Origin of the sequence: Trichocoleus sp. ST-U2 (assembly GCF_039961875.1) — a bacterium.
In the GTDB taxonomy this organism is placed as follows: domain Bacteria; phylum Cyanobacteriota; class Cyanobacteriia; order Cyanobacteriales; family FACHB-T130; genus FACHB-T130.
The window spans coordinates 1-19312 of the sequence record NZ_JAMPJY010000072.1; the positions used below are offsets into that span (position 1 = coordinate 1).

22 protein-coding genes are annotated in these 19312 nt (G+C 47.4%); 12 read left to right on the forward strand and 10 right to left on the reverse strand.

Going from position 1 to position 19312, the window contains the following annotated elements; all coding sequences use genetic code 11:
* A partial coding sequence (locus tag NC996_RS26745) for an IS1 family transposase (RefSeq protein ID WP_190690578.1) occupies positions 1-361 on the forward strand: 361 nt, incomplete at its 5' end.
* 98 nt (positions 362-459) lie between these two features.
* Positions 460-2106 (forward strand): glycosyltransferase family 39 protein, encoded by a 1647-nt coding sequence (locus NC996_RS26750; RefSeq protein ID WP_190690581.1) that lies wholly within the window; start codon positions 460-462, stop codon positions 2104-2106.
* On the opposite strand, the gene NC996_RS26755 is transcribed toward NC996_RS26750, so the two are convergent.
* On the reverse strand, positions 2103-2741 hold the full coding sequence (locus tag NC996_RS26755) for a hypothetical protein (RefSeq protein WP_190410468.1): 639 nt from the start codon (positions 2739-2741) through the stop codon (positions 2103-2105). The genes NC996_RS26750 and NC996_RS26755 overlap by 4 nt on opposite strands.
* A gap of 206 nt (positions 2742-2947) precedes the next feature.
* Between NC996_RS26755 and NC996_RS26760 the strand changes: the two genes are divergently transcribed.
* Entirely contained in the window at positions 2948-3382 is a 435-nt protein-coding gene (locus tag NC996_RS26760) for a hypothetical protein (protein ID WP_190410892.1), read from the forward strand.
* A gap of 96 nt (positions 3383-3478) precedes the next feature.
* On the opposite strand, the gene NC996_RS26765 is transcribed toward NC996_RS26760, so the two are convergent.
* The 3 genes from NC996_RS26765 to upp all read right to left on the reverse strand — a co-directional run bounded on the left by NC996_RS26765 (position 3479) and on the right by upp (position 5077).
* Positions 3479-3760 carry a YggT family protein gene (locus NC996_RS26765; protein WP_190410467.1) on the reverse strand — a complete coding sequence of 94 codons (282 nt, stop codon included), beginning with the start codon at positions 3758-3760 and terminating at the stop codon, positions 3479-3481.
* Positions 3761-3838: 78 nt separating this feature from the next.
* Positions 3839-4234, reverse strand: a complete 396-nt coding sequence (locus tag NC996_RS26770) for a hypothetical protein (RefSeq protein ID WP_190525255.1) — start codon at positions 4232-4234, stop codon at positions 3839-3841.
* Between the two features lie 192 nt (positions 4235-4426).
* Complete coding sequence (gene upp / locus NC996_RS26775) at positions 4427-5077, reverse strand: uracil phosphoribosyltransferase (RefSeq protein ID WP_190410465.1); 651 nt, start codon at positions 5075-5077, stop codon at positions 4427-4429.
* Positions 5078-5567: 490 nt separating this feature from the next.
* On the opposite strand from upp, the gene crtH reads away from it, so the two are divergent.
* Positions 5568-7091, forward strand: a complete 1524-nt coding sequence (crtH, locus tag NC996_RS26780) for a carotenoid isomerase (RefSeq protein ID WP_190690594.1) — start codon at positions 5568-5570, stop codon at positions 7089-7091.
* Between the two features lie 79 nt (positions 7092-7170).
* Here crtH and NC996_RS26785 read toward each other — a convergent pair whose 3' ends face one another.
* Positions 7171-7518: a type II toxin-antitoxin system PemK/MazF family toxin gene (locus NC996_RS26785; protein WP_190430393.1), complete on the reverse strand. Its 348-nt coding sequence runs from the start codon at positions 7516-7518 to the stop codon at positions 7171-7173.
* On the reverse strand, positions 7518-7724 hold the full coding sequence (locus tag NC996_RS26790; protein ID WP_190410464.1) for a hypothetical protein: 207 nt from the start codon (positions 7722-7724) through the stop codon (positions 7518-7520). Before NC996_RS26790 ends, NC996_RS26785 begins: the two co-directional genes overlap by 1 nt.
* Positions 7725-7933: 209 nt before the next feature.
* On the opposite strand from NC996_RS26790, the gene NC996_RS26795 reads away from it, so the two are divergent.
* The gene (locus tag NC996_RS26795; RefSeq protein ID WP_190690584.1) at positions 7934-9247 is read left to right on the forward strand and encodes a pentapeptide repeat-containing protein; all 1314 of its coding nucleotides are present in this window, start codon (positions 7934-7936) and stop codon (positions 9245-9247) included.
* A 259-nt stretch (positions 9248-9506) separates the two neighbouring features.
* Positions 9507-10460, forward strand: coding sequence for a glycosyltransferase family 2 protein (locus NC996_RS26800; protein WP_190431674.1), 954 nt, complete (start codon positions 9507-9509; stop codon positions 10458-10460).
* A 126-nt stretch (positions 10461-10586) separates the two neighbouring features.
* Here NC996_RS26800 and NC996_RS26805 read toward each other — a convergent pair whose 3' ends face one another.
* Entirely contained in the window at positions 10587-11588 is a 1002-nt protein-coding gene (locus NC996_RS26805) for a Gfo/Idh/MocA family oxidoreductase (RefSeq protein WP_190690588.1), read from the reverse strand.
* Between the two features lie 421 nt (positions 11589-12009).
* Between NC996_RS26805 and NC996_RS26810 the strand changes: the two genes are divergently transcribed.
* Positions 12010-12306 carry a ferredoxin gene (locus NC996_RS26810; protein WP_190410460.1) on the forward strand — a complete coding sequence of 99 codons (297 nt, stop codon included), beginning with the start codon at positions 12010-12012 and terminating at the stop codon, positions 12304-12306.
* A 240-nt stretch (positions 12307-12546) separates the two neighbouring features.
* Here the strand turns inward: NC996_RS26810 and NC996_RS26815 are convergent, their stop codons facing one another.
* On the reverse strand, positions 12547-14163 hold the full coding sequence (locus NC996_RS26815) for a SpoIID/LytB domain-containing protein (protein ID WP_242037743.1): 1617 nt from the start codon (positions 14161-14163) through the stop codon (positions 12547-12549).
* Positions 14164-14462: 299 nt separating this feature from the next.
* Between NC996_RS26815 and NC996_RS26820 the strand changes: the two genes are divergently transcribed.
* From NC996_RS26820 to NC996_RS26840, 5 genes are all read left to right on the forward strand, one after another.
* Positions 14463-14726 (forward strand): sulfiredoxin, encoded by a 264-nt coding sequence (locus NC996_RS26820; protein WP_190410890.1) that lies wholly within the window; start codon positions 14463-14465, stop codon positions 14724-14726.
* 149 nt (positions 14727-14875) lie between these two features.
* Complete coding sequence (dps, locus tag NC996_RS26825; RefSeq protein ID WP_190410458.1) at positions 14876-15427, forward strand: DNA starvation/stationary phase protection protein Dps; 552 nt, start codon at positions 14876-14878, stop codon at positions 15425-15427.
* Between the two features lie 145 nt (positions 15428-15572).
* Entirely contained in the window at positions 15573-16190 is a 618-nt protein-coding gene (grpE, locus tag NC996_RS26830) for a nucleotide exchange factor GrpE (RefSeq protein ID WP_190690596.1), read from the forward strand.
* A 131-nt stretch (positions 16191-16321) separates the two neighbouring features.
* A complete protein-coding gene (locus NC996_RS26835) occupies positions 16322-16864 on the forward strand; it encodes a Dps family protein (protein WP_190443759.1) in 543 nt (180 codons plus the stop codon).
* Between the two features lie 60 nt (positions 16865-16924).
* Positions 16925-17413 (forward strand): hypothetical protein, encoded by a 489-nt coding sequence (locus NC996_RS26840; RefSeq protein ID WP_190410456.1) that lies wholly within the window; start codon positions 16925-16927, stop codon positions 17411-17413.
* 267 nt (positions 17414-17680) lie between these two features.
* On the opposite strand, the gene NC996_RS26845 is transcribed toward NC996_RS26840, so the two are convergent.
* Both NC996_RS26845 and NC996_RS26850 read right to left on the reverse strand, forming a co-directional pair.
* Positions 17681-18457, reverse strand: a complete 777-nt coding sequence (locus tag NC996_RS26845) for a DUF1350 family protein (protein ID WP_190428694.1) — start codon at positions 18455-18457, stop codon at positions 17681-17683.
* A gap of 183 nt (positions 18458-18640) precedes the next feature.
* Complete coding sequence (locus NC996_RS26850; RefSeq protein WP_190410888.1) at positions 18641-19150, reverse strand: thermonuclease family protein; 510 nt, start codon at positions 19148-19150, stop codon at positions 18641-18643.
* Positions 19151-19312: the final 162 nt, after the last annotated feature.

The window sequence follows — 19312 nt, forward strand, 5'->3', positions numbered from 1 at the left end:
TAACAAACTGTGGATTTGGACTGCCGTTAATCACTTTCAAGCAGGAATTCTGGCATGGGTGGTTGGTGATCGCAGTGCCGAAACCTTCAAGTTCTTATGGTTTATCGTCAAGTACTGGCATTGTTTCTTCTATGTCACTGACGGATGGAAGGTCTATCCGATATTCATTGAGGAGAGCGATCAGATTGTCAGCAAGACCTATATGACTCGAGTTGAGGGGGAAAACACTCGTCTACGGCATTACCTGGCACGTCTGCACCGAAAGACTTTGTGCTACTCCAAATCACTTGAGATGCTGAAGTGTTCGCTCCGTTTGCTCCTTCACTACTTGAAGTATCGAACAGTTTTTCTATCAGCTTAGTTCATTACAATTTCAGCAACGCCCTCTTCGATAGAAAACATTATGTCCCACTCGATCTAGATAGGTTGTACTTCTAGCATCTTCGAGTGCGACTTTCCTTGAGCAAACTTAGTTGCACATCGCGTTATATAGGTAGCCGAGAATTTTGGTACGACGAAGTTCTATCCCTGATCCTCGCCAGCGGTCACGGCGTTGACTATCAAGCTCCGGGAGCGCAACCCGTCAACCTGCGGGACTACAGCGCTTTATTGATCCCACGAGCCGGTGATGTCGTAGGAACGATCAAAGATGTCTATAAAGGTATCTTGGGCGATGTCCATCCGCCCCTTTCTTATTTCAGCCTGTACTTCTGGCTACAGCTATTTGGCAATAGCGAAGCTGCCTTACGAGGTCTGGGCGCATTGCTGAGTGTAGGTGCAATTGGCGGCGCTTACGGATTGGGGCGGTTTGTGATGGGACATCGCGGCGGACTGATTTTTGCCGCCTTACTCGGTACAAATCCTTTCTATTTATTCCACTCTTTAAATGCCCGGATGTATGGCCCGCTGATTTTATGGACGATTCTCAGCACCTGGGCAATGCTGCATCTGGTGGAGACAAAAGGAGCAACAGAGAGTGTCCGAGCCTCCGAGTGGGAAATTGAACCAGACGCCACGCCATCATCCCATCATCCCAGCAACCGCTCATCGATTCTCTGGAGTGCGATTCTGATTGTTTCAGTCGCTGCTGGACTGCTGACGCAGTATCTTTTTGTCTACTGGGTGATGACCCTAGGCATCTTTGTCCTCATCTTTGATCGGCGGTGGTGGCAGCACGGATTGCGTTTGGGGGCGGGTGTATTGGTGTGGATGCCTTGGTTTGTTTGGGGAACTCGGAAGCAGGGGCGTCTGGGTGAAGTGGGCAATCAGTTTTCCAAGGGAAATCATTTCGCAGATGTTACCCAAACCTTGAGCAGTCACTTGTTACTGGGAGACTGGGTGGGAGATGTCGTCAAAACTCCCGCAGAAGCGACCCTCGCGATTGTGGCAGGGTGCCTGATAATTTTGTTACTAGCCGGGTGTACCTTTAGCCTCTGGCGGCAAGCAAAGCGTCGTCCCTTATTCATGGCTTTGTCACTGGGAATTTTGCCCCTGTGCATTGCATTTGCAGTGGATATTCTCGCTGGCAAATACACGATTGGCTTTGGCGGTGGAAGGGCACTGATTTTTGTTTTGCCTGGATGCTTGCTATTAATTGCTTTATGGCTGGAACGGGCGGCGGGACGCTGGCGCGGAGTGGCGGCAGCGGTTTTGCTGCTGTTGTATCTGGGCATCAGCGTTGGGGACTTTAGCACGAGAAACCGCTCGATGTTCCATCAGATAGCAGGCTTGATTCAACAAGAACCTACAACGCCGACTTTAATCGTGATGAACTCCCGCGCTTGGGGTCACATTCTGCGTTTGGCTTATTATCTTCCTCCCACTGCCCCGGTTCAGCTATTAGCACAGCATCCTGCCGACCTTGCACCTGCTTTAGAAAAAGTTCTGACAAGCGGACAAGCAACGCAATATCCTCGGATTCTCTGGTTAGAGAGCGCCCGTCCTGTGAATAAGGCTCCCAAAACGGAGGCAGAAAAGCAGCAAATTCACCAGGAAATCCAGCGAGTTTTGAAATCTCGTTACCAGTTGGCGCAAACGCAGCAGCTATCGGGAACCACGATTCTGGATGAGTTTGCAGTTAATCTTTACAAGAATCGGAATCTCTAATTTTTGGGCCATTGCCAGTTAAAACGATTCCATTCGTAAATGCCTTGAATCTCATACTCGCTGCCATTCTCAAACCGAATAATGCAGTTAGTATGAGAGACTCCGCTCTCAGTAGTCTCGTAAACCCCAACCACCGTGCAGGGAAACCATTCGCGGCTACAGGGGCCGTTTTCTTGCACCCACTCCCACAGACCATTAGAAACTTCAATGCGATCGCCTACTTTCAGCTTTAACCCTTGCTTGCCCTCCCGCTCATAATACTCAGCCAGATGAACCGGCTGAATGCGATAGAGCCACCCAAAGCCATAGCGATCGCGTAAAAATTGCATCGCTCCCGAATCTTGATTATTCAACCAGTCATTGAGTAACGTAATCTTCCAAGAGCGATTTTGTCTTTCTTGTTCCTTGACAAATTGCAGTAAAGCTTTGACTTGTTCTGCTGTAAGTTCCTCCAATGGATTCGCACCATCGGCATTTTCATCACCACTCGCCGGGTTCTCCCCTTGGGCACCCAGCAGTTCCTTGACAAGAACTTGCAGCAGAATTTGCTTCTGCATATCGCTGAGAGGATATACAGCCTCCTCACATAGACTAAATGCTGCTTGCAGTGCCGCTTCAATCTCAGATCGGGTCACAATCAATTCCTTACTTTGGAATGGATCGCCACACAGCAGAGCTATCTCGGTGATTCTGAGTGGGAATGCCCAGACTTAGAGCGCTCATTAAGGGCGATCCCCTATTATCGCAGAATTGTCAAGATATCCCGAAGCTCCTGTTTGACTAGATTCGCGCTAAGCTGAGGGGTGAAGTTCCCAAAAAACCTGAAGTCATGGTACGGTTTATGCGATTTCGAGCTGTGTCTATTTTTTTCATCTCTTGCCTTATCGGAGTTGTGAACTTGCTGTTTACTCCTCCGGCTTTGGCATTGACACAGATTAAACTGTCTGAACTTTCCTACCATGACTGCCCATCCGAGTTAGCAGATGGGGCGGTTATGAGTACTGGCGCTTCCAGAGCCGCGAGTTGCTACATAGTTACCGGCAAAGCTCAAAATGACTCTGATAAATATGTCTACAACGCCGATATTTTTGGTCGCATTTACGACGCAAATGGCGACTCGGTAATGCAAAACCGAACGCGCCTCGGTTCTATCGAAGAAGTGCCGCCTGGAGTCAGCGATTTTGAACTCAGGATCTCGGTTGCTGCAAACCAGCCGACACCGTTACAGCTCAAGCAATTCAAAGCCGCTGGATTTAACGGTACAGTCCGCCGTTAACAAGTCCGCACGCTAACAAATCCGCCGTTAACATCTGATTGCAAGGATTTTAGATTATAGATTCACTCCAAAATCCAAATCTAAAATCCTTTGACCCTAAAAACCCGGAGTGAATTGAATGCTGGAGAACAATCCAGCCAGAATTTGCAGCACAAAAATCGCTAAAATCGGGGAGATATCCAGACCACCCAACGGAGGAATAATCGAGCGAAAAAGGTTGAGGTAAGGGTCTGTAATTGGACTCAGGGTGGAAGCTATCTGGTTCATCCAATTGACTGTCGGAAACCAAGTTAAAAGAATCCGTACAATCAATATGAACATATACATGTTCAGAAAAGTGGAGATCGTATTGATCAGTAATTCGGCTGAAGAATTCATCGGTGTTGAAGGTTCCTTGTTAAAATTGGTGAACGCTTGAAACTTGAAGACAGTTTAACGGATTTACCGGATTGAAACTTAGGAATCTTGATTAAGCGATGTTCCTAGGGAACGACCCCTTTCAGAAATTCGTGCTGTATCTGAGGAAGAAAATCGCTCCCGCTCTAGTTCTGTACTCTTGCCATTTACAGTGCCTAGCTGTGTCCGGACTTCATCAATTGCTGCATTTAACTGAGCAATTTTATCCTCTAAGCCTCGCCGTGCAAATTCAATACTTTCTGAATCCTTTAGCTGACGCTTTTTCCCCTTGCTCAACTTCGCTTCTGACGAGCCAGGATTGAGCAGAGAGGCGTCAGTTGTGTCAGTTTCGGACGCGCGTCCAGAAGCAACCAGCGCTCCGACAATTCCACCGACTAGACCGCCAACTATCGTTCCAGCCAGAAATCCACTGCCAAAACTATCGCGCTGACTCATCTTAAAATTACCGTTGTTTTTTTTCTTGTTGCAACTGTTTTCAGGTTAACTTTTTGCTGACCTCGATGCCTACCAGTCTAAGGAGTCATCTGTTCAGTTGTCAGTCGTCCTAAGTAAGAAATCTGAACACAGATTTCATCTTTGATTGCTCATCTTTTGGATCGTGCGTTGGATACCGCTTTGGATACCGCGTCAGGTGCCAAACGTGCGATCGCCTGCATCTCCCAGCCCCGGTACAATATACCCGTGGCTGTTCAAACCCTCATCAATCATTGCCGTATAGACAATCAAACCCGGATACGCGACAGAAAGCTGTTGCAGAGCGGGTGGCGCTGCCACAACCGAAATAATCCGCATTAAAGCTGGGTCAACGCCTCGCTGAGTCAGTTCTGCGATCGCCCTCATCATGGTTCCACCCGTCGCCAGCATCGGATCGCAAATTAAAACCCGCGTTTGAGGGTCAAGCCGTTCCGGCAATTTATTCAGATAACAGCTAACTTCCAGGGTTTTCTCATCCCGCACCAAACCGATATGGTAAATCGACGCCAAAGGCAGCAACGTCTGTGCCCCATCTAATAACCCCAATCCTGCCCGTAAAATCGGCACCACAACCAGTGGCACCTCTGGATTGATAAATGTAGCCGGACATTCAGCCAGGGGCGTCTGTACGGTTGTTTCTATCGTCGGCAACCATTCTCTAGTTGCCTCATAAGTCAGCCAGCGCCCCAGTTCCGTCATCGCGCTTTTAAACAGCACCGATGGCGTCGCAGCATCACGAGCAACAGCCAACCAATGTTTAATCAGTGGATGGGGAGGAACATAGACACGCAGTTGGAGAGTCATAGTTGCGATTTTGGCAGTCAGATGCCAGCTCAAAGACCTGACCTATCATAGAACCTCCTGGGATGTCTGAAAACCCAGATTGATTCTGGGTTCGGTTTCTTTGTCACCAAACCCCACGCCAAAAGCATTTGTGGGGTAACGAAAAGCCCACAATTCCAACTAACTTGGTTTTTTCTATTGAAAATAACTTGCAATAGTATTGACATCTATTTTCAACAAGGCTATATTTATTTTCAGTGTTCTCCTCTCATTAAGGATCGGCAGGTGGGGCTGGTTAGCAGTAGCAAGCTAGTCCCCATTTTTTTTAAGAGGCAAGACACAAGCCCAATAAAAGCAGCCTTTAGCTCATGCAGTCGCTCATATGAGTCTGGTGAGATAAATTAGACACCAAAGGGCTTGAGTTATTGGTTGAGTTGTTGGCAGCGGGGCATTTTTGTGTTAATCCCTAATAGGGATTGAAATGAGTAAAATTTTCCCTTACTGCTGCCTCATGCCTTCAACTACCGTTAAATCTCCAACTGCACAAACGTTTGATGCCATCGTGATTGGCTCTGGAATTGGAGGGCTGGTGACAGCCACCCAACTGGCAGCGAAAGGCGCTCAAGTTCTCGTACTGGAAAGCTACTTAATTCCAGGTGGCAGTGCCGGATATTTTGAGCGGCAGGGATATCGGTTTGACGTAGGGGCGTCGATGATTTTTGGGTTTGGGACTCAGGGCACCACCAATCTGCTCACCCGCGCTCTAGATGCTGTGAATGTCAGTCTGGAAACCATCCCCGATTCCGTCCAGATTCACTACCATCTTCCCGCCGGTTTGGATCTAAAAGTTCATCGCAATTATGAGAAGTTTTTGCAAGAACTCACTGCCTACTTCCCCCACGAACGGGAAGGGATTCGACGCTTCTACGACGAATGCTGGAAAGTTTTCAACTGCCTGAATGCGATGGAATTGCTGTCGTTGGAAGAACCCCGGTATCTGACACGGGCATTTTTTCAGCATCCCTTAGCCTGTCTCGGCTTGGTAAAGTATTTGCCTCAAAATGCTGGTGATATTGCAAGGCGATACATCAAAGACCCGCAGCTACTGAAGTTTATCGACATGGAGTGCTACTGCTGGTCAGTTGTCCCCGCTGACCGGACACCGATGATTAATGCAGGGATGGTGTTCTCAGACCGGCACTACGGCGGCATTAACTATCCTAAAGGGGGTGTAGGACAAATCGCCCAAAAACTGGTGGAGGGACTGGCAAAAGCTGGGGGACAGATTCAGTACAAAGCCAAGGTGACGAAAATTATTACCCAAGAGGGTCGAGCGGTAGGCGTCGAGTTGGCAAATGGAAAAGTCTATGAAGCCAAGCGGATAATTTCCAATGCAACGCGCTGGGATACTTTCGAGAAGTTACTGCCAGCGGAAGAAATACCAGCGGCTGAGAAGAAGTGGCAAAATCGTTATCAAAAATCGCCGGGTTTCTTAAGTTTGCACTTAGGCGTTAAAGCAGATGTGCTGCCGCTGGGTACGGACTGTCACCACATTTTGCTAGAAGATTGGCAGAAGATGGAAGCGGCGCAAGGCACGATCTTTTTGTCAATTCCTACGTTACTCGATCCGGATTTAGCACCAGAAGGTCATCATATTCTGCACGCCTTTACCCCTGATTGGATTGAAAATTGGCAGGGACTTTCTTCTAGCGAATATGAACAGAAAAAGGAAGAGGCAGCAGGACGAATCATTGAGCGGCTAGAGAAGATTTTCCCCGGTTTAGATGCAGGGTTAGATTATCTGGAAGTCGGGACGCCCCGCACGCATCGGCGCTTTTTAGGTCGTGCAGATGGTACGTATGGCCCAATTCCTAGAAACAAGTTATTAGGACTATTGGGAATGCCATTCAATCGAACTGCGATTTCGGGACTTTATTGTGTGGGAGACAGTACGTTTCCAGGGCAGGGTTTAAATGCGGTGGCATTTTCTGGTTTTGCTTGTGCCCATCGCGTGGCGGTAGATTTGGGGTTGTAAGGGTTTTATCGAACCCCAGACGACTCCCTAGGGCGCAGAGGAAAGAAAACAGCGGATTTCTGGCTGCTGATTGCACAAGTTACATTATTTGAAATGCCCGAATCATCACTTCGTTCAATTGTTGCATTTGCAGAATACCCAACTCTCCTAAGCGTCTGATGATTAATCTACGTTCAAGGGTAGCAATTCGAGTTACCCTAACTTTAGAAGAAACTAGCAATCCCGTGCTGGAAAATTCTGCGTCTGAAATATTGAGAGCAAATTCTTCAAGACTTAAGCTGGTGGCATTTTGAGAGGAAATGAAGCAAAGAGTCACTTCATCTATTGCAGAACTTGCCGTCAGCACTAACGCAGGACGTAATTTTGTTGTACTTAAGTCTGTAAAGGGAAAATTAACTAGGACAATATCTCCTTTTTTAAGTCTCACTAGATTGCTTCTCCATCCTCGAGGGTGTAAATATCAGGTTCATTGTGGAGAAAATCAAAAGCTCCTCCGCTTTGTACAAGGTGCGCTAATTCAAGGGTTGAAGGGTAGGGTATATTGCTAAATAGTTTTTCTTCAAGTAGAGATCGCTCATCCGGTGGCAGAGATAAAATAACTTGGACTAGGGATTCAACTAATTGGGTATTCATGAATTATTCTCCTGGTTTCTGTTGAGTTGCTTGTTTTATGATAGCGATCGCGTCTTTCTCGAACTACAGGGAAAAGAGGAAACAGAGCCATCGCATTCAGCGCCATTTGCCCTTAACACTTGCCTGGTCTATTAGATAAAATCTTGTTGACTGCCGCAGCCGCTACCATAAAGCATGGGTTTACTGCGCCTGCTTGACGAATTAACACAATGACGACAGAGCCTAATCCTTCCCAGTCCAATTCACCGTCAAACGCTCAAGATAGTGGCAATGGTAACAGACCTGCTGTGAACAGCCCGTCGCAGATGCAATCGCTGACACCGTCCGGACGGAACCAATACGAGCAACATTTGGCTACCATGCCGCGATCGCTGGTGCTGTCCAAAAAGAATCCGGTTGTTCCGCAGGGAACGCCCATCGTCCTGATAGCGATCGCCTTAGTCATCCTAGGGTTAGCGATTAATAACTTCTGGATCGGGATATCAGGAGCGATCGTCGGGCTAGTCGTATCGCTGCGGATGCTATGGCTTGGTTTGGAACCCGTGCTGGATGAGATGCTACCGCCAAAACAGCGAGCTGTCATCGTCGCCATCGTCGGAACAATTTTATCGCTCATCAGCTTGCTCAAGTTCTCTGGTATCAACCAAAACATCGGCAAGTGGTTAAACCAGCAAAAATGGGACGAACTCGGTTCCCTGGCAGAATGGACAGGAGCTGTAGGGCAAATTTTCATTGCCGTCATCGCCGTATACGTGGCGTGGCGACAGTACATTATTTCCAGAGACTTGACCATTCAGCAAAACTCCCTGACGATTCAGCAAAACCTGATTACTCAGCAGCAGACGATCGATACTTATTTTCAGGGCATCTCCGACCTAGTATTAGATGAAGAAGGATTGCTCGAAGATTGGCCTCAAGAGCGGTTACTAGCCGAAGGGCGTACCGCCGCTATCTTGAGCAGTGTAGACGCCAGCGGGAAAGCCAAAATTCTGCGGTTCTTGTCCAGTTCTAAATTGCTAACTCCCCTAGAACGCGATCGCCGCCTAGGTCGAGCTATCTTTGACGGACTTGGAGGCTATGCAGAAGACCGCGTCAACGGCGTGCGCGTTATCGACTTAGGAGTCATGTTAGCGAAGGCAGATTTGTCTGGCACCGACTTGCGCCGCACAGACTTAAGCGAAGCCAATCTTGTTGGTGCTAACTTAAGCAATTGCGATTTAGTCAAGGCTAATTTCTCTCGCACCATCTTGTATGAAGCGAATCTTGCCGGTGCCGATTTCAAAGCCATCCGCTTGTTCTATGGTCCGGGGGAAACTGCGACCCCTCGCACTCATACTCAACCTCCCTACGCTAACTACAAAACAGGTGCTTATACGGGCGCTGTAGTAGAAAATGCCGACTTCACCGACGTTGAGGGACTCTCGGAAGAACTGCGCCAATATTGTTGTGCTTGGGGTGGCGAAAAAACCAGAGCCACAATTCCCGGTGGTTGCGAAGGCATTCCTAACAAATTGGAACGATAATTCGTAGCTGTTAGCGATTAGTCATTAAATAGAGGGGCTTAATTATTTGCCGGATGAGTAGGGCGACTAAGCGTTACTCATCAAACCTTATCAATGTATGGTTTTGTCCCTCAATCCAAACGACAAAATGACAGGGTTAAATTCAGTTATCCTACTTAGTCATCAGTCCTTTGCGATTGACGAAGAGCGAATAAATAATGACACTTGACCAATGACAGCGATTCACTAAAAGTTATTGGCGAATCGTTAACAGCTAATTATGAACCCCAAATATTCCTTCATCATTCCCATCTATAACGAAGAGAAAAGCATCCCCGAACTTTATCGGCGGATGAGTGCGGTGATGGAGCGGCTAGATGCCCCAACGGAGCTAATTTTAGTCAACGATGGCAGTCGCGATCGCTCTTTACAAATGCTGCGCGAATTGCATGAAAAAGACCCGCGAGTTTGCTACTTAAGCCTTGCCCGTAATTTCGGTCATCAGATTGCTGTCACCGCAGGTCTTAATTTTGTTCGGGGTGAAGCAATTGTTATCCTTGATGCCGACTTACAAGATCCCCCAGAATTAATTCCAGACATGGTGGAAAAATGGCAACAAGGCTATCAAGTCGTCTATGCTCAGCGCATCAAACGCCACAAAGAAGGCTGGTTCAAGCGCTTCACCGCCTATGTGTTTTATCGTCTTCTCAAGCGTCTGGCAAATGTAGACATTCCTACCGATACAGGCGATTTCTGTCTAATGGATCGACAAGTCGCAGATATCCTTAATTCGATGCCTGAGCGCAATCGTTATATCCGGGGACTGCGTTCTTGGGTAGGCTTTCCCCAAACCGCCGTCTACTTCGAGCGTCACCCCCGCTTTGCTGGCGAGGTGCAGTACACTTTCAGTAAATCTTTGTCATTGGCAGTGAATGGATTAGTCTCCTTCTCAAAAGTACCGCTGCGGCTATCTACTTATGTCGGCTTATTCGCGGCAGCGATCGCTCTGGTGATGGCAATATTAGTTCTGTATTGGCGCATTTTTGTCCCCAATTCTCCTTTAACCGGGTTTACCCTGATTCTGGTAGCAATTTTCTTTCTCGGTGCCGTGCAACTGGTAAGTATCGGTATCCTAGGGGAATATGTCGGGCGCATCTATGAAGAAGTCAAAGGCAGACCCCTGTACACTTTAGCGGAAGTCGCCGGTTTCAAAAATGTAGCGAGTCGCAAGTAGAAATTAGAAGCTTTTTTAAAGCTAATAACATCAATATTTTCATAAAATCTGGCAGAGATCCGCTTCAAGTTGAGCTGGCGTTGCCAAGTGCCTTAACACAAAGTTAATTGACTACTCTAACAGCGCTTAAACTAAAATTGTCTGCCCAGTTTCTGCTGAACGACGGGCGGCATCGGCAACTTTGAGGGCGTATAAGCTAGCCTCTGGGGTGACATACAGCTGTGTGCCTTCAATCAAGTGGTCTAAAACCATGCTGGTGTCTTTGGCAAATAAACCCCGACGCCCTCCCACTTCAATCGGTGTTGTCTCGTTCTCTTTGATTAGCTTGCCTTCATCTCCATCGAAAATTAATCCCCCCTGTTCTCCGTGAACCTCAAAACTTCGGGATGGTTGCCAGAGATTTTCCCCTTTTCCATAAATCACCTCTGCAACCACGCCGCTAGTAAATTTTAGCTGGGCTGTGCAAAAACAGGATTGGTAGAACGCCCCCTCGCCCCAATACCGTGCTTGACAGCTAACGGTAGCAACAGTTCCAAACAAATCAGTTAGGCGGTGGATGCGAGAAAGGGCACCGCACAGGGGAAAGCCAAACAATTCTGGGTGATAAGTCCAGCGTTGGGGTGCGGGGTGCTGGGGATTGATGGTGCTGTAACGGGCGTAAAAGACTTCTCCAATTTCGGGTAAGGATTGCCGCAGTGCTTGATGCAATCCGCCCAAAATTTCGATATGCTCGACGTGCAGGAGTTGATTGCGATCGCGTGCTAAGGCAATGAGTGCTTCTGCTTCGGCAACGTCCAAGCACAACGGATATTCGACAATAACGTGTTTGCCAGCTTCAAGTGCGGCACGCGCGATCGCTCCATGCTGCTGGTTCACCGTGCAGATGACGATCAAATCGATATCCTCGCGCCCCACTAAATCTTCCCAAGATGAAACGGCTTGGCAAGAGTAGGTTTGACTAAATTCCTTTATGCTGTCTGGGGTATGTCCGGCAACGGCTACTAGCTGGGTTCTATCTTGGGATTGAAATGTTTGCGCCCGGAGTTTAGCTGCATATCCAGTTCCCACCAGCCCGACACCGATTGGGAGCTTGCCAGACCACGCAGGATGAGACACTGATGTTGGCATTTTAAAAATGTGTTGTTGCTAACAGTAAAAAATCATCCGGTGATTAATCTCTAAATTTTTCAGTTCATCTGTCTGAATTTAAAGATTAATTGTTGTTATTAATTCTTTCTATAATTACAGCTAATATATTTACCCCGAAGAAGGTATCTCGATGTTCTTGAGGAATTGTCAGCTGAACATCGTATCACTGGTCTACCATTCCATTGATAAGTATAAGTAATTAGGATTGAATCTTAAAAGTTTATTACGAATACCATTCACACCATCTATTGATCTCGTGTTGAAGGCTCTGGTTTTTCCCGTAGTATCTAAAGAGGAAGTGAACCTAGTAAGCAAACCTTTACCTGAGCTTAGTCTAGCGAGGAAGGTCGCTCTACTCTGAATTACTACTGCCATTTCGACTACTTGAGAGGAACGCTACATGGCTTATAAAGTAAGGTTAATTAACGAAGCCGAAGGGCTGGACACCACGATTGAAGTTGAAGGCGACGTCTATATTCTTGACGCCGCAGAAGATCAAGGTCTCGATCTGCCCTACTCCTGTCGCGCTGGTGCTTGTTCAACCTGCGCTGGCAAAGTGACTGAGGGTGATATCGATCAATCTGACCAGTCTTTCCTGGATGACGATCAGATTGAAGCTGGCTATGTCCTGACTTGCGTGGCTTATCCCAAGTCGGATTGCACCATCATGACCCACCAAGAAGAAGAACTCTATTAAGAAAACCAGTCAGTGGTTGGTTGTCAGCGATCGCAGACAAGAAAAAACAACGTACAACGGATATCAGTAAAAGACGCGCTATTATTGGCGTCTTTTCAAACCAGCAACTGACTTGTATGGGCGGGTTGATCGATAGGATGGACTATTTACAGATATCTGGATTAAACCCGCCGCCAAATAACTGACAACTTCTAAGCTTTTTAGCAGGGACACTCTTCCAGTGTCCCTGCTTGATTGTTTTCAGGAGTTGGGCAACGCTTTTGTATTTTGATCCGGGCCGAAGGTAATGGACTGGTTGAGAGGCTGGATTTGGGCACCAGGATAGTAGAAGTTGAGAATCTGCTGACTTGACCAACCCGCTTTCGCTAAATTAAATGCGCCGGTTTGACTCATGCCGACGCCATGCCCCAATCCGCCTCCAATAAAGGCATAACCTTTTAGGGTTTTGTCTGCGCCATAGATAGGTTGTAGGTAGAAAAGGGTGCTGCGGGGTGGTCGAAAGGCACTGCGGATATCATCTTTGAGAATTTCAACCACGCCAGTGTCGGTTTGCACTGCCAGTCGGATAATCCGTCCGGAGGGCGATCGCTCTGCTACCCGCAATTGCTTAATTGCTTTAAAGGGAGTATGGGGAGTCTTTGTCCGCTTGAGATAAAGCTGCAAATCTTGGGTAATCTGAGCGATACTGCTGGCTTTACTCCAGCGAAACCAATTGCCGCCAGTTTCGTGAAATCCTTGTTTCAGGCTGATAAACCGCTGGAAATTTTGTTCTTGAGCCAAAGACAACTGCGGGTTCCAAATTGTCCCAGATGAATCTACCACGGCTTGGAGATACGGGCGATCTGGGCCATTCCAGACATCATTAAAGGGCGCACTGATGCCACCGCTGGTACTGGAATAAAGGGCATCCACCAGTTCATTCTGGTAAGTTAGCACTTGACCTTTCGTCGCCGCGATCGCTTTGTCTGTCGTCGGTACAGTGCCGGTGAGACCCTTGTAAACTTGGCAGTGGGTGTCTGCACACAGTTCGTACCCATCCACTGTAAACCGCCGTAGGTTCCGCAGTGCATAAGTCCGAGCAATGATTGCCTGCGCTTCCGCCGCCGCATAGGGGGCACCGCCATCCAGTTCGTGCGGTACGACGCCCCGCAGATAAATTTCTAAGGGTACTTGATTGACCAGGGTGTAAGTGCCGTAAGCGTTGGGTTGCAGCCGCAACGAGCCAGCGTAGAGAACGCTATTTTTCGAGTTTTTGCCTTTTGTCACCTGGATCGGGTTTTTGCCAGGGATAATCTCTATCTGGTCGCGATCGTACCGAAAACCATTCACCACGAGAGACGCTTTGGGCACTTTCTGCACCACTTCCGTCTCCAAATACGCAGCGCGATCGCCTTGAGCTTGAAGGTTCTGCAACAGCCAGCGGCGCACTAAAGGCGTTTTATAAACATCGCGTTTTGCCCACACCTGCCAGCGTTCCGGCTGCGCTACCTCAACCTCAATTCCCTTGGCTTGCCATGCTTTGGCACTGTCTTCCGCCATCTCAAAACTCCGATAAATGCCCAGGACAAGCCGTTCCTCTAAAGCAGGTGCTGGTAGAGGTTGCATGGTCACTTCTAGCTTGGCACTGGTGGTTTGCAGGGTTTGTTGGCGATCGCCTGTATTAAAGCGCAACATCAAGCGATCGCCCGATGTTGCCTGCAACGTCATTTGGTCGGGTTCCTCACCAAATCGCTGCACAACCCCCACTTTCAGTTCCACATCATTGCTACTGGGTGCCGGTCCAGACGCCGCTGTGAGTCCTATCAGCCCAAACACCGTCAAAATGGTGCGGGACCAGTGACCTAAACGTTTTCCCATCCCAGCCGGACGAGTGAATTTCCGACTTTGCGATTTGGTTTTTACCAAATTCTGCCTCAAGGTACATCCCTTTTTTTGCATGGACTATCTGAGGATAGAAGATTTTTCTTCAAAGCTGACTCTATATTTTGTCTCAACCTACGCAGCTAGTTGTTCCATCTATTGTGATAGACGCCAGGACGAATAGATCGGGGATGAACGACAATCTTCAGCTTAATTTAAAGTATCCAGTTGTCAAGTCGAAGTCATTCCGAGTATGATTTAGAAAGAAACAACAGATGGAGACAGCTACTCGTCCTATGGTAAGGGTGCAAGAAATACCCCTGCAAAAGATTCATCGTCCTCTGCCGCGACAAACTGACCAAGCCAAAGTAGCGGCTTTGATGGAATCCATTCAAGAAATCGGTCAGCAAGAACCCATCGACGTGCTGGAAGTAGATGGAGAATACTATGGTTTTTCCGGCTGTCATCGATTTGAAGCTTGTCAGCGCCTAGGTCAAGAAACAATTTCTTGCCGGATTCGCCGCGCACCGCGCTCTGTTCTGAGAATGCATTTAGCTTGAGTATTCAAAAACAAGCTTTCCAGCTCAAAATTCAGCCTGTACTGCGAATTAGTATCCTCGAGCGCAGTTTATCTTGTCCTAAGCGTGCAAAGATAATCTACAAAAGTCTGTGCTTTTCTATACACTTCCATCTAAAAGGATCAAGGCATATGAGTAGTATCAATCATCATCAACGTCTCTACCCGACTAGCATTGACATCGCCGCAGAAACTCGCTCTAAGGTAATCGAGCTTCTGAACCAAACCGTAGCAACCACCCTAGACCTAAAAACTCAGGTAAAGCAAGCGCACTGGAATGTTAAAGGGATGGACTTCTACCAGTTACACCAACTTTTTGATGAGGTTGCTACTGAGTTGGAAGAATTCACCGATCTGTTTGCCGAAAGAGTCACCGCTCTAGGAGGGATGGCAATGGGAACGGCTCGGATGGCGGTAGCTGCCTCTATTTTGCCAGAGTATCCGATCGATATCATCGACGGCAAAGACCACATTATCGCTTTGGCGGAACGCTTTGCACCTTATGCCAAGTCGCTGCGCCAAAATATTGATGCTTCAGCCGATTTAGGCGATGCTGATACCGCAGACCTTTACACAGAAGTGTCTCGCGCGATCGATAAGCGGTTGTGGTTCTTAGAAGCGCATCTGCAAACTGGAACCCTAACCTCTGTTGGCACAAGACAAGCAGTTGCCAGTAAACATTAATTACTGACAGTAGGGGCGCACAGCGAGTTGTGTGCCCCTAGGAGCTTTCAATAATTAAAACGCACCTGCGGGGCGAACTGAAAAAGCAAACGTGGTAAACGAACCAGATTCTGTACAGCAATTTGCTCGCCAGTTGCAGCAACTCATGCAACTGGCGGGGATTTCTAGTTATAAAGCTTTGAGTCGGCAAGCTGGAGTTTCAGAACGACAAGTCAAGCGACTGCGACTGGGACAAGTTTCGCAGATGCGAGTAGAAACCCTGATCAAGCTCTCCCAAGCGTTGAAAGTGTCAGTAAGCGAGTTACTGACCACCTTTGGGGATAGGAAACCGCCAGCGCTGGGAGAGCAGATAAATCGGGAGCATGAGTTGGCGTCTTTACAGCAAGAGTATCAGCGGCTGCGATCCCTCTTAGAACAGCAGCGAGAAACTTTAATGCAGGAATTCCAGATGTCGAGTCTGCAAGTTTTAGAATCTTTTTTGTTGTATTGGCCTACCGCAGCCGCCGCAGCTCAGGTGAATCCCGATGAGAAAGCAGTGAAGAATTTGCTGTTATTAGTAAGACCCGTGCAACAGCTGCTTTCTCAATGGGGAGTGGAAGCGATCGCATCTGTCGGTGCAGAACTCCCTTACGATCCGCAGTTCCATCAACTCATTAAAGGAACTGCTCAACCTGGAGAAATTGTGAAAGTCAGTAATCTCGGCTACCGCCAAGGAGAGAAACTGCTGCACCGCGTCAAAGTCAGTGCTATATCCAAAGCTTGAGCCTACCCATCTGACTACGTTCAAACCCACGCAATATCAAGCGCTCGACTAATCTCCCCTTTGGCTGATGAATCCCCTGTATAGATTTGTTGCACTAGTAAGAGTGATTATCGCTGGAGAACACAACAATTATGCGTCCTTTAAACATAGGTTTAACAGAAGAGCAGCGTCAAGGCGTGACGGATTTATTAAATAAAGATCTGTCGGATGCCTACCTGCTATTGATCAAAACCAAAAAGTACCACTGGGATGTGGTTGGCCCTCAGTTCCGCTCCCTGCACCAGCTATGGGAAGAACACTACACCGCGTTGACAGAAAGCATTGATGCGATCGCTGAGCGAGTTCGCGCCTTGGGTGGTTATCCCGTAGGAACTGCGGAAGGCTTCCTGAAGTACGCTTCTCTTAAAGAAGATCCGGGTACTCTTCCCAACGCCTTTCACATGGTAGAAAACCTTGTGTCAGATCACGAGCAAGTTATCCGCAACCTGCGCGAACACATCGATCAGTGCGGTGATAACTTCCACGATCAAGGTACCGCTGATTTCCTCACCGGCTTGATGGAACAACATGAGCAAATGGCTTGGATGTTGCGTTCCTTCATCGAAGGTGAATCCATTCAGCCAGACGGCAGACTCTCAGCAGAAGGTTTGAAAGTTCCCGTCAACATGAAGTAATTCATTCGGAAAAGTAGACACTGAGGAGGTAGATTAAGTTCTACCTCCTCAAGTTTTTTTATGCAGCCAGAACTGAGTCCTACTGAAGCAATTAAATTAGCTAAACAAGTAGCTAATTTGCTACCATCACCACCACGAATTTATCAGAATCAGAATGGGTGTGTTCAAGAATGGCCTGATTCCCCTGGTTCGGAAAATATTTTAACTTTACAGTATGTAGGCGGTGTTTGCATTCCAACTGAGTGCTACCCTAAGATAACGCTGCTCACTATTACCTTTGAAGGCGAAGCTGCTAAACAACAAAACGATTCGGTCACTCTAGTTCAAAAATTAAAGAATAGAATTTTTTCCCAAAAAAGCAATTCCTCCGTTCACTTACCTGTGGGAGGGGAAAACATAATATTTGTTTGTAAGTGGGACAGCCCGTATAAAAGAGGGGAACTTAAACACAGTTGGTGGTTTCATGTTGCTACAGACCACCAAGTTAAGTTTATTCTTGAGTCAGGAGATAATTTAATTTCCTACGATGATGGGCCGCCGCGTTGCTGAAGTAAACAATAAAATTAGTAGGACTTTCGCAGCTAGTTGATGCTCATCAAGAAAGAAAAGCACAATCTATTATTGTGCTTTGCTAATAGCAATCCTATTTGAGTGATGAGATGCCAGCAATGTCAGATACCCTAATTCTCTCTCGAAGCCGGGGATCTTGCCTTTAGGAATCCTTTAGGACTGCTATAACACGAGCTTTCTTTCTTGCCTTGTTCAGCCTACACGCAGCAGTTACACCATTGCTGCTACTAAATATTCAAGTAATTGTTAAGTAGGAGAGAAAGGCTGTAACCAGCGGAGAATTTCTCTTTTCAACAAATTCAGCTCTTTGTATAAAATTTCTTGCTTTACCCATTGACCAACAGCATCAAACGGTGTGAAGTCCTTTCCCGCTTGCCAATTGACATCTTGACCAAGCGGTGTAATATGACTTCCTGGTAACATTTGCATTGCTACCATCCCCGAAAATCGCTTTTGCAAAACCTCAGTTAAGCCAGTTGATTGGTCAAGCGTATCGTTAGAAAATTTAATCAGTAAATTTCGCGGAATACTGTATTTATCAGCGATCAACTTGTTAGTTTCTACCGGCGAAGGTGTAAACTCGACATTAAAAGCTGGGCTGAAATTAAACTGCTGCACAAATGGGATGGCTTCGCTGGCGGTGTAGTTATTAAAGGAAATCAGGATATTACCCGCACGTTCCACTGAAAAAAGACTACCAATGAGTAAATGCAGTTTGCAACCCATGCTGTGTCCAAGTCCGTAGATTGGGAGATATCGCCGCCGCAATAACGCTTTTGCCCGTAATTGTTCGATGGCGCTATCGAAGCTCAGGAGGACGTTGCCTGCGATCGCGCTATGATCCAGCGTATTCACAAACGGCGTCGCAATCACCGCATACCCTTGATTCCCCAGTTGTTCTAATAACCAGCGATAAGTGACGTGGGGTGCAGCCGCCACAAATGCGCCCCCAAGAAAATGCACAATTCCTACAGGATGTTGGGGAATTAACACCCAATTACCGGATATTTCTTTCCAGTCCATGAAGCGATATTCGCGTTGTTAATACTTCTTCATCTTAAAGCTTGCTTGCCGGAGGTGGGGAGCGATAAGCTTAACGGCTTCACTTCGCTAACGCGCTGACAAAAAGAGAATGCGATCGCCTTTGCTTACCCAGCGCTTTTTGCGAAGGCTCAAAGTATATTCGTTCTCTTCCTTACCGCTCTACTAACTCCGACTGCCCTGAGTGCGGCGGAAATCCCACGGCATCATCGGTTGAGCTTGATTCCAAAAACCCAGACGTTGCTTTTTAGCTGCTGCCTGTGCTTGCAGATATTGGTTTTTGGTAGCAGGGCAATTGTTTAAATGTTGCGGGTAGACAACGGCTTGACCTTCTTTCACCATTTGAAGGTTTACCGACTGATTGCCTCGGTAAACTTCCGCCACAGTTCGCCCAGACTTGTCTGTATTCACCACCCTTAGCCGCACACTCTGACCAGGGACTAGAAGCTGCTTGAGGCGATTAGCCGATCGATCGCCCCACGGTTTCTGCTCTCTTTCAGGCGCATCAATACAAGCTAGCCGAATTCTGAACTGTTTGGTGCCTTGGTTTACCGTAACATCATCTCCATCTCTAGCACTTACTACTTGAAATGAGGCGTTTTGGGCTAAGCTGTTGCCGCTCAAAGAGGCAAAGGCAATCGTTAACACAGCAGCAGGCAGGGTTTTTGCAAACATTGATAGATTCATGGCAGTTGTTGTGAACGCCTTGTAAAAGACGTAATTTACGTCTAATGTGAATTAGACAAAGGAACGGGAGAGATTGAGAATCAAAGTACCACCCATGAAACTCATCTCTCCGATGACTAGCATAGACTTTCCTAACTTGATGATTGTCGT

What these genes read in the sequence shown, in the direction of transcription:
- NC996_RS26760 (WP_190410892.1), top strand. Translation starts at nt 2,948, where the DNA reads ATGCGATTTCGAGCTGTGTCTATTTTTTTCATCTCTTGCCTTATCGGA.
- NC996_RS26800 (WP_190431674.1), top strand. Translation starts at nt 9,507, where the DNA reads ATGAACCCCAAATATTCCTTCATCATTCCCATCTATAACGAAGAGAAA.
- grpE (WP_190690596.1), top strand. Translation starts at nt 15,573, where the DNA reads ATGCAACTGGCGGGGATTTCTAGTTATAAAGCTTTGAGTCGGCAAGCT.
- NC996_RS26810 (WP_190410460.1), top strand. Translation starts at nt 12,010, where the DNA reads ATGGCTTATAAAGTAAGGTTAATTAACGAAGCCGAAGGGCTGGACACC.
- NC996_RS26795 (WP_190690584.1), top strand. Translation starts at nt 7,934, where the DNA reads ATGACGACAGAGCCTAATCCTTCCCAGTCCAATTCACCGTCAAACGCT.
- NC996_RS26840 (WP_190410456.1), top strand. Translation starts at nt 16,925, where the DNA reads ATGCAGCCAGAACTGAGTCCTACTGAAGCAATTAAATTAGCTAAACAA.
- NC996_RS26765 (WP_190410467.1), bottom strand. Translation starts at nt 3,760, where the DNA reads ATGAATTCTTCAGCCGAATTACTGATCAATACGATCTCCACTTTTCTG.
- NC996_RS26850 (WP_190410888.1), bottom strand. Translation starts at nt 19,150, where the DNA reads ATGTTTGCAAAAACCCTGCCTGCTGCTGTGTTAACGATTGCCTTTGCC.
- NC996_RS26820 (WP_190410890.1), top strand. Translation starts at nt 14,463, where the DNA reads ATGGTAAGGGTGCAAGAAATACCCCTGCAAAAGATTCATCGTCCTCTG.
- NC996_RS26835 (WP_190443759.1), top strand. Translation starts at nt 16,322, where the DNA reads ATGCGTCCTTTAAACATAGGTTTAACAGAAGAGCAGCGTCAAGGCGTG.
- crtH (WP_190690594.1), top strand. Translation starts at nt 5,568, where the DNA reads ATGCCTTCAACTACCGTTAAATCTCCAACTGCACAAACGTTTGATGCC.
- NC996_RS26845 (WP_190428694.1), bottom strand. Translation starts at nt 18,457, where the DNA reads ATGGACTGGAAAGAAATATCCGGTAATTGGGTGTTAATTCCCCAACAT.
- NC996_RS26815 (WP_242037743.1), bottom strand. Translation starts at nt 14,163, where the DNA reads ATGGGAAAACGTTTAGGTCACTGGTCCCGCACCATTTTGACGGTGTTT.
- dps (WP_190410458.1), top strand. Translation starts at nt 14,876, where the DNA reads ATGAGTAGTATCAATCATCATCAACGTCTCTACCCGACTAGCATTGAC.
- NC996_RS26770 (WP_190525255.1), bottom strand. Translation starts at nt 4,234, where the DNA reads ATGAGTCAGCGCGATAGTTTTGGCAGTGGATTTCTGGCTGGAACGATA.
- NC996_RS26790 (WP_190410464.1), bottom strand. Translation starts at nt 7,724, where the DNA reads ATGAATACCCAATTAGTTGAATCCCTAGTCCAAGTTATTTTATCTCTG.
- upp (WP_190410465.1), bottom strand. Translation starts at nt 5,077, where the DNA reads ATGACTCTCCAACTGCGTGTCTATGTTCCTCCCCATCCACTGATTAAA.
- NC996_RS26805 (WP_190690588.1), bottom strand. Translation starts at nt 11,588, where the DNA reads ATGCCAACATCAGTGTCTCATCCTGCGTGGTCTGGCAAGCTCCCAATC.